This window comes from Candidatus Lernaella stagnicola (genome assembly GCA_030765525.1).
Taxonomy (GTDB): Bacteria; Lernaellota; Lernaellaia; order Lernaellales; family Lernaellaceae; genus Lernaella; species Lernaella stagnicola.
The window spans coordinates 178,117-191,336 of the sequence record JAVCCK010000042.1 but is presented as its reverse complement, the minus strand read 5'-3'; the positions used below and the strand labels follow the sequence as shown (position 1 = coordinate 191,336).

Below are 13,220 nucleotides of genomic sequence, written 5' to 3'. Positions count from 1 at the left end.
CCGCCCCGCGGCTGTTAGCGTACAATCCTCGGACTATGAAGAAGCGGGTATTGATCGTCACATGTGAAATGCTTCCGCTGGCCGGTGTACCGGTGCGCGGCGGCGGGCTGCGCGTGTGGGGGCTGGGTGAAGGTCTGAAAGCGCACGGTCACGAGGTGCGTTACAGCCTACCGCGCGAGGCCGTGCCGGAAGGTTACGAACTGCCGGAGGATCTGCGCGAACTGCTCCACGAGCCCGAGAGTCTCAACGACATCATCTTGCAGGTCATGCCCGACGTGGTGATCGTCGAGCAGTGGGGATTGGCATCGTACGTTGATGATTTGCAGATCCCGCTGGCGATCGATTTGCACGGCCCGCTCTCATTGGAAAACGCTTTCAAAGAAGGCGGCGATTTCCTTTCCGACGCGCATACGAAAATCGACGCGCTGGCCAAGGCCGATCTGCTCATATGCCCCGGCGAATTTCAAAAGCAGTATTTTCTGACATGGTTTTTGCTCGCCGGCGCTTCGCCGCACGACGCGCCGATCGAGGTTGTGCCGGTCTCACTCGGCGACGCACTGCCCGACCACCGCGCTCCGCAATCGCCGCGCTTTGTGTTCGGCGGCGTGACGTGGCCGTGGATTGATCCATTCCCCGGCTTGGAAAGCCTGGCGAAACGCGTGGCGGCGCACGAGAGCGCGACGTTGGATTTGTACGTCGGTGCGCCCACGGTGGACTACCAGCACCGGTTGTATGCGATCAACAAAAACATCTTTCGCGATTACCGCGACCGCCTGGCCGACCTGGAGCGCGTGACGATTCACGATTTCATTCCGCGCGACGAATTGCTCGAGGTGTATGCCGAGGCGTCGGTTGCGTTTGACTTGTACCAACCCAACGCGGAACGGCAATTAGCGTTCACGACGCGCACGGTCGAGTACTTGTGGTGCGGCCTCCCGGTGATCTACGGCGACTACGGCGAACTGGCTGCGCCGTTGCGGGAGTACGACGCGGGATGGGTGGTCGACCCCGGCGACCCGGCCGCGCTGGAAGCGGTGTTGGACGAGATCTTCGGCGACCCCGAGGTGGTGGCGCGCAAAAGCGCCAACGCGCAGAAACTGGCGGCGGCGCTTTTCACGTGGGAGCGGGCGGTCACGCCTTTGGCGCGTTTCGTCGACGCGCCGCGACGGCGGGAAAAGAAAAGCTCGTTGTTGTCGGGTTTCCGCGACTACTTCCGTCGCGAGAGCGTGCAGCAGATTCTCGACGCGAAAAACGACGTGGCCGAACTCAACTCGGAGTTACGCCGCGCTTCCACGCAGGCCGAAGAGGATCGACGCGAACGCGACAAGAAGATCCAGGAACTTTCCGAAGAGATCAAAAACCTCATCGTGCAACACGACGAGGCGTTGCGGCGTCAGGCGGACCTGCATCGCGCGGAAGTCGGCCGGAAGGAAGACGATCTGCGCCGCCAGCAGGACAAGCTGGATGAAGAGGTCGCCAAACGGGACAAGCAAACCGAGGAATTGCGCCACGAGAAGAAAACCGAGGCGGATCGAGCGCAGGAAGAGATCAAGCAGCTTGGCCGCGAAAAGGAAACGCAACGCGCCAAACACGAGGACAAAGTCGCGGAGCTCGTCAAGAAGCAAGAGGCCGAGCTCGATCGACTAAAAATTCAGCACGCCGAACAAGCCACCGAGTATCAGCGCCGGTTAACCCGCGAAGGCGAGCGGCGCGAGGACCTCGAAAAAGAGTTACAGGCCGAAATCAAACGGTTGAACCTCAAGCTAGAAGGCCTTTACGAAGAGCGCGATCGACGCGAGACGAAACTGCAGGAAGAACTCGCCGCGTTGCAGACCGAAATTCGAACTCTATCGCCCATGGTGGAACAGCGCGACCGGCAACTTGCGGCCGCCGAGGCCAAGCTGGCACAGACGAGCGAGAAGGCCACCGAGCTGGAAAAGGAACTCGAGGTCAAGCTGGCCGACGCCGCTGCGCTGACGGCGGAACGCGACGCGCTGCAAGAGGAGATCGCGGCCAAGCTCATCGACCTGGAGCGCGCGATTTTCGATAAAGAGCATTACATCGATGAGGCGGAAAAACGCTTCGCCGATGTGGAAGACAGACTGGCCAAGGCGGCGCACGAGATCCAGATCATGGCTGGCGCGCGCGATCAAGCGCTGGCCGATATCGAGAGACACCAAGCCGCGCTGGCCGACCGCGTTGCGGAGGTCGACCGCCTGCGGGCCGACTTCGAAGCGCTGCAACGGCATGCGCGCAACTTGGAAGGCGACAACGCGGCGATGAACAAGCGCAACGCGTTGCTCGAACGACTCGTCGCCGACTTTGAGGACGATCCCGCCAACCGGCGCAAGATGCGGCGCGGCGCGCGCCTGACGCGGTGGCTCGTGCAACTGCCGAGTCTAGCGATCTTGTTCGCGGTCAACCTGGGCGCCAACGCGTACATGAAAATCCGCGAACGCCGCACGGGGCAGAAGATCTTTCCGGGGACCTAGATGAACATCCTGATGCTCCATCCACATGACGTCTATTCCAACTCGGAGCCGTGGACCGTGCGCATCACGTATTTGGCGACGGAGTTCGTCAAACGCGGCCACCACGTGCGGATGATCTACCACTTGATCGACCCGCGCATAAGTTTGGAAGAGGCCACCGAGCGGCAGGAGTTCCCGTTCACGACGATCCCCGCGTACCGCTACCAGTTTGCGCTGATGGCCAAGATGCGCAGTACAGTCGAATTCGCGCGGTGGGCCGACGTCATTCATTTCCAGAAATGCTTCCCGCACGTTTCGGTGCCGGCGATTTGGTCGGCGTATCGGCTCGGCAAACCCGTCCATTACGATTGGGACGATTGGGAATACGGCATCTTCAATTACCAGCCGGGGCCGCGCATCATCGGTTGGTCGATCAATGCCTTCGAGCGCTTGCTGCCGAAATTGGTCGATACGGTCAGCGTGGCCTCCGACGCGCTGCGCGAGCAGGCCATCGATTGCGGCGTGCCGAGCCATCGCATTTTCGAGGCGCACGTCGGAGCCGATCTCGAACGCTTCCGGCCCGACATTGACCCCACCCGCGTGCGGCAACTGCACCACATCGACGGGCCGCTGGTCCTCTATCTCGGGCAACTGCACGGCGCGCAATACCTGGAACTGTTCCTGCAGAGCGCCAAAGCGCTGATCGAGCGCGGCAGCGACGCCACCTTCATGGTCGTGGGCGGCGGCGAGCGTTTCGGCGAGTTGTTCCAGTTGACGGAGCAACTGCGCATCGGCCATCGCGTCGTGTTCACCGGCGCGGTCGACCACGCGGAAATACCGGAGTACATCGCCGCGGCGGACGTGGCCGTGGCGTGCTTTGAAGACACTGAACAGACGCGCACGAAAAGCCCGCTGAAGATTTGCGAATACATGGCGGCGGGCGCGGCCGTCGTCGCCAGCCACATGGGCGAGGTGCCCAACATGATCGGCGACGCGGGCGTGCTGGTCGAGCCGGGCAATGCCGAGCAATTGGCCGACGGCATTGCCAAGCTCCTGGCTGATCCCGAACTGGGCCGCGAACTGGGCCGCAAAGCACGGCGTCGCGCCGAGATGAAATACAACTGGGGCGTCACCGCCGAAAATCTGCTGTTGGCCTACGAGATGGCGATGCATAAGCGTCGCTGGCTGTTCTGGGATATGCCGCCGCAAAAAAAAAACTTTGAACGATACCCCCTGACCGCTGCCCCGTCGCTGGCGTCGATAACGACGCTTTCAACACCGCCGGAAACCCGCGTTGAAATTCCGCCTTACGACGAGATGCCGGGGGAGGACAACGCGCCGCCGCGTGAGGGGGCGTTGGTATCGCTCAGCGGTTGGGCCGGACAACTGACCGGTTTCGTGCAGGCGAACCTGGATATCATCGGCGTGCTGGACGGGCGCGAGAGCTACGTCGGGCCGCACACGATACAGATCGATCCGACGAACCTTTGCAACAACGATTGCCTGGCGTGCTGGTGTCGCAGCCCGCTGTTGCTGGACAAGGCGCTGCCGAGCCCAAAGCGCGACGCCGTGTTACCGCTGCCGATCGTCCTGCGATTGCTCGACGACATGGTGCGCATGGGCAGCCGGGAAGTGTACGTCGCGGGCGGCGGCGAACCCTTCTGCCACCCGAACATTCGCGAGATCATCAGCGAGATCAAGAAGCGCGGCCTGGTGTGCAACATCAACACGAATTTCACGCTGATCGATCAGGAGATGGTCGAGTTCCTCTCCGAGCAGGGCGTCGATTACATGACGGTATCGGTGTGGGCGGGCACGCCGGAAACCTACAGTCTGCTGCACCCGAACAAGACCGAGGAGACCTTTCACCAGATCAAGGAGATGCTGGCCAAGCTCAACGCGATCAAGCGGCACGTGCCTTTCATTAAGGTGTACAACGTGATCAACAACCTGAACTTCCACGAGATCAAAGCGATGGTCGACTTCGCGCTCAAGACGCGATCGGAGTCGGTGGAGTTCACGGTGCTGGACACGATTCCCGACCGCACCGACGCGCTGCTGCTCGACGAGGAACAACGCGAATGGCTTTACGCCGAGGCGTGCCGGATACGCGAGTGGATCGAGGGCGAGGTTCCGCCGCGCCTGCACTTGTTCAAGTACGACCAATTTCTGCGGCGCATCAGCGGCGAGCACACCACGACCGGCGAGCACGACAAAACGATTATCGACTCCATGCCCTGCACGGTCGGCTGGCAGTTCGCGCGCATCATGGCCGACGGCGACGTCAACCAATGCCTCAAGGCCCACCGCATTCCTTCGGGCAACCTGCATCACGACCGCTTTCTCGATTTGTGGACCGGCCGCGCGCAACACGATTGGCGGCAGCGCACCAACGTGTTGGTCAAGCAAGACCCCTGGTTCGCCAACATCGGCAACGACCCGTCCGCGCGGGTCGGCTGCTACAAGTCGTGCGACGATTTGGGACGCATCGAGCACCTGGTCGAGCGGTATCTGGCGATGACCCCGCTTCAACAAGCGGTGCTCAAGGGCGCGGCGCTTTGGCTTCGCGTGCGGCGGAAGTACTTGCGGGCGGAGTGGTCATGACGGATTTCGTCTACCGCGATGACCGCGCCGGACGGCGGTGGATCGTGCCGCATCTTCCTATTGACGTGACGCGTCCGGACGACGTGCCCGGTGCCGTGGCCGCGCTGCTTGCCGAGGGCCGCGTTGTGGGTTGGTTTCAGGGCGGCAGCGAATTCGGCCCGCGGGCTCTCGGGCACCGCAGCATCCTGGCCGATCCGCGCGACGCGAACGTGCATGCTTACCTCAACGAGCACGTCAAGCACCGCCAGTGGTTTCGACCTTACGCGCCGGCGGTGCTGGCCGAGCACTTGGAGGAATGGTTCGACCTGCACGTACCCAGCCCGCACATGCTGCTGGTTGCCGACGTGCTTGCCGACAAGCGCGAGCGGGTTCCGGCCATCGTCCACATTGACGGCACGGCGCGCGTGCAAACCGTGGACGCCGACGGCGGGCTCTTCCGGGCGGTCATCGAGCGCTTCCATGAACTGACCGGCATGCCGATGGTGCTCAACACCAGTTTCAACGATCACGGCGAGCCGATTGTCGAGACGCCGCTGGACGCCTACCAGTGTTTCACGACTACCGCGCTGGACGCGCTGGCCATCGGGCCGTTGTTGATCACCAAGGAGCAAGGCCGTGGTTAGTGGGCGGCTGATCGTCGGCGCGGTCATCAGCGATCACGACAGTTCCGTGGCGCTGCTGCGCGACGGGCGTCTGGTGGCGGCGATTAACGAGGAACGCTTGTGTCGCGTGCGGCGCGGCGATCCGCGTAACAGCGTGCGGCGGGCGCTGCAGTACGTGCTCGCCGAGGCTGGGGCGGCACCGTCGGATGTCGATCTGCTGGTTTGCGACACGACCCATTACTACCCGCCCGGCGGACACCCGCCGATCACCGTGTTTCCGGAATTTCCGCCGGAGAAGACGGTTCAGCTCGATCACCATTTGGGGCACGTGGCTTCGGCGTTCCTGCCCAGCCCCTTCGACGAGGCGGCGGTGCTTTCGGTGGACGCATCCGGCGGCATTGCGCCGCTGGTGGAACGGCCGGACCGCTGGGGGTTTCTGCCGCGAGACATTGCGTTTCGCGACCGTGGTTTCCTTGTGGCGCATCGACATCCACCGGTGGGCGAACTGCTGCGCGCCAAGCCCGAGGCCGACGCGCGCAACTACGCGGCCGAAAGCTTGAGCTTGGCGCATTGCGTGCGCGGTGAGGTGCTGGTCGAAATCGACAACCACATGGCGGCGGCGAGTCTCGGGTATTTCTACGCCTTGTGCGCGCACTTTCTGGCGATGGAAGAGGGCAGCCTGATGGGGTTGGCGGGGCACGCCGGTCCCAATGACTTCGACGCCGTGTTCGAGGAAATTTTGCGCTTGGAGCCCGACGGCCGCGTGGCGATCAACCCGGATTGGCTGTGCTTTTGGTCGGGCGATCACGTGTTGGAGGATCCGGTTTCGATCAAGCGGATGGCGCCGCGTTGGTTCGAGGCGTTCGGCGATCCGCGGCAGCCAGACGACGAATTGACCGAGCGCGACCGCCGTTTTGCGTACGCGGCACAGCACCGATTGGAAGAAGCGCTGGTGCATGTGGCGTCGCACCTGCATGAGGCGACCGGCAGCCCGAATCTGTGTGTCGCGGGCGGCGTGGGCCTCAACAGCGTGGCAAACCAGATCGTGCTGGCGCGCACCCCCTTTGAAAACATCTTCATTCAACCGGCGGCCAGCGACGACGGGTTGGCGTTGGGTTACGCGCTTTTTGCCGACTACGTGTTGGCGGAGTTGCCCGCGCAAAAGCGGTGGACGATGGCGACCGCGTTCACGGGTCGCACGTACCGCGACGAGGAAATCGAATCGTTTTTCAACCAACTGGAAAACGGCAAGCTCGTGGTCGAGTATCTCGAAGCGATCCCGGAAACCCGAAGCGTGGACGTGCTGTGGAAGCGCAGCGACGGCGCGGAAGGTCGCACGCCGCTTCGTTACGACGCCGGGACGCGTCGCTGGCGCGGTGAAATCGATCTGCCGCCGGGTACGGAAGTCAGCTACGAATTCGAAAGCGTCGGCGCGCCGATCGAGAGTTACCTGTACACCGCCCAAAGCGATGACGAGTCGCAGGCGAAGCACGCGCCGGAGTTCCGGAAGTTCTTGCGCGACCACCGCGACCTGGCGGGCGTGCTGGACGGCGAGCGAGCCTTTGTCGGCCCGGAACAAGTCGTCATCGACGCGACGAATCGTTGCAACAACAATTGCCTGCCGTGCTGGACCAACTCGCCGCTGCTGGGCGAACTGGGCCCGCGGCCCGATTGGCACCGGCAGGAGATGCCTTCCGAACAGCTTCTTCGCCTACTGGACGAAGTGGCGGATTTGGGCACGCAGCGCGTGCGTTTTACCGGCGGTGGCGAGCCCCTCTTGCATCCGGCGATTTTCGAAGCGGTCGAACGCGTCAAGCAACGCGGTATGGTCGCCGCGATGACGACCAACTTCAGCGCGATCGACGAAGCGGGCGTGCGCCGCTTGGCACAAAGCGGGTTGGACGAACTGACGGTGAGTCTTTGGGCGGGCACACCGACCACCTACAGCCGCAGCCATCCGAACAAAACCGAGCGCACGTTCGACCGAATCGAAGCGCTGCTCAAGCTCTACCACGAGCGGAAGGCGCCGCATCAGGAAGTCATCATGGCCAACGTGCTTTTCTCGATGAACTTCCAGGAAACGCGCGAGATGCTCGATTTCGCGCTGCGGGTCGGGGCGGAGGGTGTTTACTACACGCTGGTCGACTCCGTGCACGAACGAACCGACGGGTTGCTGCTGACGCCGCCGCACCTGAAGGTGGTTCGCGATCACTTGCGGCAGGTCAAGCAGCGGGTCGACGCGGTCGTTGCCGAGGGACGCCGTTTCCGCTTGGACAACTGGGACGGTTTGACGCAGCGCTTGGAGGCGGCGGGCGCGGCGCGCGGCGATTACGACAAGGAAGCGGTGGAGGCAATTCCCTGCTACGTGGGTTGGATGTTCCTGCGCATTCTGCCGACCGGGATCGTTGCGCCGTGTTGCCGCGGCACGCAGAAACCGATGGGCGATTTGAACGAGCAGTCTTTCGCCGAAATCTGGGACGGGCCGGCGATGCGGGAGTTTCGGCGCTACGCGCTACGCGAGCGGAAATCGCATCCGTATTTTGCGCCTATCGGCTGTCATCGCACGTGTGATAATTTGATGCACAACCGCGAAATGCATCGGCGGTTGAAACAACTTACCGCAGAAGAACGCGAACATTTGCGGCGCTTCGTGGTGGAAGAGGACGACGTTTGAGCCTTTGGACGAAATTGCATTCTCAGTTGATCAACGTGCGGGCGTTTCGTCCTTTCTTTCCGGTGGCGCGCACGATGGGCGACATGCTGGTCTTGCCGGCGCAGATGATGCGCAAAGGCGGGCGCAGCAACGAGTTCCCCTTTGTGATCAATATCAACGTCACCACGCGCTGCAATTTGCGATGCCCGTATTGTTTCAATGCCGAAAACGTCGTGGCGCGGTCGAAAGAAATCAGCCTTGCGCAATTCCAAGCGATGGCCGACGACTGGGCGCGGTATCGGCCGGGGATTTTCATTTCCGGCGGCGAGCCGTTTTCGCGCCAGGATCTGGTGGAGGTGATTGCCGCATTCAAAGCGCACGGCTTGCCTGTGGGGCTGGTTACCAACGGCACGTTGGTCGACGAAGACAAAGCGAGAAGGTTGGCGGCGCTCGGTTTGGATGCGTTCATGGTCAGCGTGCACGGGCAGCGCGAAGTACACGATAAGGCTGTCGGTATACCCGGCTCGTTCGATAAGACGATGGAGGCGATCCGCTTGTGGAGCCGCATCAGCCCGAAACCCGGGCCGATGGTCAACTACGTGATTACGGCCGAAAGCGTGGCCGACCTGTCGGGCTTCATCGCCGAAACCAGTGACATCCGGCGGATGACCTTGCGCTTGTCGCACCTGAATTTCTTGACCCCCACGGAAGTGGAAGCGCAGAAAAATTACTGGAACGAACGTTTCCCCGACGTACCCATCGATATTCTCTCACACCAATTCGAACCTGACGGCGCGGCGTTTGCGCCACTGCTTGAGTTCTTCGAAACCGAGGAAGGCCGACGCGTGTTGACCAAGCCGGTGCTCGACGACGCGGAAATCCGCCGCTGGTACAGCCCCGACGCGAGCCTGGGCCGCCGGTGTGTTTTCATCTGGCGCAGCACGTTTATCAATGCGCAGGGCGACGTGTATCCGTGCCAGTTTCTGTACGTGCGGATGGGCAATGTTCTAGAGGAGCCGCTGGCCGAGGTGTGGAACAACGGGTTGTATCGGCGCTTTCGCGACACCCTTAGAGAAGGCTTGATGCCCGGCTGCGCTCGTTGCTGTAAACTGTAGCTTCGTCACACCACTGAGCGAAAGAAACCACTCGTGGACTCAGTTCGCCGTTTTGCCCTCACCGAGGCACTGGCCGCCACCGCGCTGATCATGGCGCTGGCGGCGGGTAACCATCTGTTGCCCGGCGTTTGGTCAACGGGTTCCGGAATCATCGCGGCGCTGGTTATGCTTTGGCTGCCTGTGCTGGTGATTCATTACCGCAAGCGGGATTTTCACGCGTACGGCCTGACCGGCGCCCGGTGGTGGAGCGACGTGAAAATCGGCACGTGCATGGCCGTGCTCGTGTTACCGCCTTTCGCCTTCGGGTATTGGCTGTTCTGGGGCGCGATCGTCGGCCACGAGATGGCATGGCGCATCGACGCGCAAGTCGCCTGGCAGTTGCTGCACCAACTGGCCGCGGTGGCCTTGCCTGAAGAAGTGTTTTTCCGCGGTTACCTCTTGACGCTGTTGCACCGCGTGTGGCCGGGCAAGCAGCGCGCATGGGTCGGCGCTTACGGCCCGGCGGTGCTGCTCAGTTCGGCGCTTTTCGCCCTCGCCCATGCCCTGCCGCAATGGCAGCCACTGCGGCTGACGGTTTTCTTTCCTGCCTTGTTGTTTGCCTACCTGCGGGTGCGCACCGGTTCGGTGACCGCGGCCATTGTGTTGCACGGGTTGGCCAACGTCGCGGTTTTTGTCATCGCCGGGAAACTATAAAAGCAATTGTCACGCGGGTGGTGGAGAAAAACGGCGGCTAGTTTACGTAATTTTTCATCTTCAGGAAGACGTGTACCAGTTCGGGATCGAACTGGGTGCCGGCGTTGCGGCGGATGATGCTCAAGGCGCGATCATTGGGCAGCGCCTCACGATAGGGGCGGGTGGAGGTCATCGCATCGTGGGCGTCGCAGATGGCCATAATGCGCGCCCCGACCGGAATTTCATCGCGACGGGCGCCGTCGGGATAACCTTGACCGTCGTAAAACTCGTGGTGGGCGCGCACGATGCGGGCGATTCGCTTGAATTGCGGGACCTGTTCGACGATCTTCTGGCTGATTTGCGGGTGCCGTTTAATTTCGTCGTATTCCTCGTCGGTCAATCGCCCCTTTTTATTAAGGACCACCTCGCTAATCCCAATTTTGCCGATGTCGTGGAACAATCCGGCGAGATGGATTTCCTCGGCTTCACCGGTGCTGAAACCGATCGTTTCAGCCATTTGTACGGCGTTGTCGGCGACGCGGCGGCTGTGACCCTCGGTGTACTTGTCTTTGGCTTCCAAAGCGCTGACCAGCGAACGGATGATGGAGATGAGAAGTTGTTGTTTTTCCTGACTGTGAATACGCATGGAAAGCATCTTCTCTTTAATCTTCTTTTCCATGCTCGACTGTAACTCGCGGTTGCGGTGGGAAAGCCGACGGGTCTCCAAGGCGCGTTGCACCGATAGCAGCAGGTTGTACACGTGTACCGGTTTCGGAATGATGTCGTACACACCGGTATCGACGATCCGGCGAACATTCTCAATATCGGTGTAGGAGGTCATGACGATCACGTCGATACCGAAACGGCCTTTGAGAATGTAATTAACCACGTCCATGCCGGTGCTGCCGTTCTGGCCCACGTCGCAAATGATCAGGTCGATTTCTTCGTCGTGCAGCCAACGCCGTGCTTCCGTGCTCGTCGAGGCCTCCAGAATCGTGTATCCAGCCGAACCGAGTATGTCGGTCATCGCTTCACGAACCAAGGGCTCGGGCTCGAACATTAGGATTTTCGCGTTGCCTGCCATCATAGAAGACTCTTCTCCTGTCACGTCTAATCATCGGCACGTTCGACACACAAGTTGAGTCGGAAAAGGAATCGTTATCGAAAACCGGACCCTGTTGCGCGAAGAAAAAAAGCTAAAAAACGATATATTAGGCTCTTTTCAAGGTTGCTACGCCCAATATCAGTGATTTTTGAGAGATTTTGTTTTATGGATGTGCAACTCATCCATGGCCAGGTCGGGTACCAAGTGCCCGGGACGTAGAGAAAAAGCCTCCGAATCGCCTCGGCGGCGAGCGGTTACCAAGCCGTCGCCGGTTGGCTTGCCCCAACGATTCATCATCGCGGCAACCAAAGCCAAGTCGGCGTCGTCGACGCCCTGCGGTGAAACCACCAAGGCAACGGGCCCCAGCCAATCCTCCGGCCACAGGAGGACGTCACCAAAATCCGCCCAACGTTCCAATAATCCGTTTTCCTGTTCGTCGCGGCTTACGATCACCTTACCGTTACGGGAAAGCTGCAAGTGCCGTCCTACGTGTAGTAAATGCAGGTCTTCGTGAGATATTTCCTCTTTGATTTCCATAAGATGCATCAAACGTAGGGAATAGCGGCGGTCGGTGAGCAAGCAGCCGCCGCCAGTGCCGGGCGGGTCGTCAATTCCCAATTTCGCCGCCAGGGCCACCTGGTTTTTTCGTCCGCGGCCGGTAAACGCCAGTAACTGCTCACGATCGATCAAGCCCGTCCGCTCGGGGAAGCTGGGCGGCAGAACCTGAGCGGATAGAGGCCGCAGCAGGCGGTCGTTCAACCCCGAAACGGCAGCGATATTGTCCAAACTTTGCTTATTTTGACTCATGGGCCGCTGGCCCTTGACCTCGCCGGTGAACACGAAGTCGTAGCCTTCTTTTTCCATGATTTCGCGGGCTTTGCGTAAGAAGAGGATTTTGCAGTCGATGCAGGGGTTGAGGTTCTTGCCGAAGCCGTATCTAGGTTTCTTTAGAAGTTCGAAATACTCGGGCCACACATCGATAATGCGCATGGACACGCCCAGTCGGGCGGCCCAGGTTTCGGATTTTGTCGGTCGATCATCGGTTCGCAGCGGGTTGATGAAAGGTGCCGTGAAGTGAAGCGCGAGCACGTCCACGCCGAGTTCCATCATCAGCTTCGTGGCCAGGATTGAATCGAGGCCGCCGGAAAACATGGACAGCGCTCGTGGCTTGCGATCGGTCACGCGGACTCCCTTTGGTGTGTCGCTGCCATCAAGTTAGCGGATGAACGAGAGGTGTCAAGGAAACTCAGGCATCGCTTATTTTCTCAAACAGGACGAAGACTTCTTGATTACCTTTCGGCCCTTGAATGGGTGCGGGTGCCTCGCCGCGCGCCGCCAGACCAAGTTCGCCACCGAAGGCCGCGATCTGGGCAACGCATTCGGCGATTACTTCCGGATCGCGTACCACGCCGCCTTTGCCCAGTCGCTCGCGACCGGCCTCGAATTGCGGCTTGACCATCGCCAGGGTCGATGCGCCGATTCGTAGGTGCGGTGCCACCGCCGGCAGCACCGAGCGCAGCGAAATGAAACTTACGTCGATCACCGCGCCGTCGAAGCGTCGCCCCTGGAAAAAATCGGGCGGCAATGTGCGGGCGTTGGTTCGTTCCATGCAACTCACGCGGGGGTCTTGCCGCAGTTTGTTGGCGAGTTGGCCGTAGCCGACGTCGATGCCCGTGACATGCGCGGCGCCACGTTGCAGCAAAACGTCGGTGAACCCGCCGGTGGATTGTCCGACATCCAGCCAATCACCGCCCGTGGGGTCCACGCCTAGGGCATCCAGAGCGCCGACGAGCTTTTCGCCGCCGCGGCTGACATAGGGCAACGTGCCGCGCAGGCGGATATCGGCGGTCGGATTGGTCGGCGTTCCGGGCTTCTCGGCCGGGCGGTCGTTGACCAACACCTTGCCCGCCATGATCAGCGCTTTGGCTTTTTCTCGGGATTCGGCCAAGCCGCGTTCGAACACGAGATGATCGAGGCGGGGTTTTTTCCCGGCCATAT

General features: G+C 61.1%; 9 protein-coding genes. 6 read left to right on the top strand and 3 right to left on the bottom strand.

What is annotated here, in order from left to right:
• Positions 1 to 50 precede the first annotated feature (50 nt).
• From P9L99_20400 to P9L99_20375, 6 genes are read left to right on the top strand one after another with little or no spacing between them, the layout of a single operon-like run.
• Positions 51 to 2,492, top strand: a complete 2,442-nt coding sequence (locus P9L99_20400) for a glycosyltransferase (GenBank protein MDP8225733.1) — start codon at positions 51 to 53, stop codon at positions 2,490 to 2,492.
• Positions 2,493 to 5,075 carry a glycosyltransferase gene (locus tag P9L99_20395; GenBank protein MDP8225732.1) on the top strand — a complete coding sequence of 861 codons (2,583 nt, stop codon included), beginning with the start codon at positions 2,493 to 2,495 and terminating at the stop codon, positions 5,073 to 5,075.
• Complete coding sequence (locus tag P9L99_20390; protein MDP8225731.1) at positions 5,072 to 5,698, top strand: carbamoyltransferase C-terminal domain-containing protein; 627 nt, start codon at positions 5,072 to 5,074, stop codon at positions 5,696 to 5,698. The genes P9L99_20395 and P9L99_20390 overlap by 4 nt, the downstream gene beginning before the upstream one ends.
• Complete coding sequence (locus P9L99_20385; GenBank protein ID MDP8225730.1) at positions 5,691 to 8,351, top strand: carbamoyltransferase N-terminal domain-containing protein; 2,661 nt, start codon at positions 5,691 to 5,693, stop codon at positions 8,349 to 8,351. Before P9L99_20390 ends, P9L99_20385 begins: the two co-directional genes overlap by 8 nt.
• Positions 8,348 to 9,445 (top strand): radical SAM protein, encoded by a 1,098-nt coding sequence (locus P9L99_20380; GenBank protein MDP8225729.1) that lies wholly within the window; start codon positions 8,348 to 8,350, stop codon positions 9,443 to 9,445. The genes P9L99_20385 and P9L99_20380 overlap by 4 nt, the downstream gene beginning before the upstream one ends.
• Positions 9,446 to 9,478: 33 nt before the next feature.
• Entirely contained in the window at positions 9,479 to 10,138 is a 660-nt protein-coding gene (locus P9L99_20375) for a type II CAAX endopeptidase family protein (GenBank protein ID MDP8225728.1), read from the top strand.
• A 37-nt stretch (positions 10,139 to 10,175) separates the two neighbouring features.
• Here P9L99_20375 and P9L99_20370 read toward each other — a convergent pair whose 3' ends face one another.
• From P9L99_20370 to P9L99_20360, 3 genes are all read right to left on the bottom strand, one after another.
• A complete protein-coding gene (locus P9L99_20370; GenBank protein ID MDP8225727.1) occupies positions 10,176 to 11,201 on the bottom strand; it encodes an HD domain-containing protein in 1,026 nt (341 codons plus the stop codon).
• A gap of 159 nt (positions 11,202 to 11,360) precedes the next feature.
• Positions 11,361 to 12,404 (bottom strand): hypothetical protein, encoded by a 1,044-nt coding sequence (locus P9L99_20365; GenBank protein MDP8225726.1) that lies wholly within the window; start codon positions 12,402 to 12,404, stop codon positions 11,361 to 11,363.
• Positions 12,405 to 12,468: 64 nt separating this feature from the next.
• Positions 12,469 to 13,218 carry a TlyA family RNA methyltransferase gene (locus tag P9L99_20360; protein MDP8225725.1) on the bottom strand — a complete coding sequence of 250 codons (750 nt, stop codon included), beginning with the start codon at positions 13,216 to 13,218 and terminating at the stop codon, positions 12,469 to 12,471.
• Between the last annotated feature and the right edge of the window lie 2 nt (positions 13,219 to 13,220).

Bases quoted from the DNA above. Each gene is read 5' to 3' on its own strand.
- P9L99_20395 (MDP8225732.1), top strand. From the start codon at position 2,493: ATGAACATCCTGATGCTCCATCCACATGACGTCTATTCCAACTCGGAG.
- P9L99_20390 (MDP8225731.1), top strand. From the start codon at position 5,072: ATGACGGATTTCGTCTACCGCGATGACCGCGCCGGACGGCGGTGGATC.
- P9L99_20370 (MDP8225727.1), bottom strand. From the start codon at position 11,201: ATGGCAGGCAACGCGAAAATCCTAATGTTCGAGCCCGAGCCCTTGGTT.
- P9L99_20360 (MDP8225725.1), bottom strand. From the start codon at position 13,218: ATGGCCGGGAAAAAACCCCGCCTCGATCATCTCGTGTTCGAACGCGGC.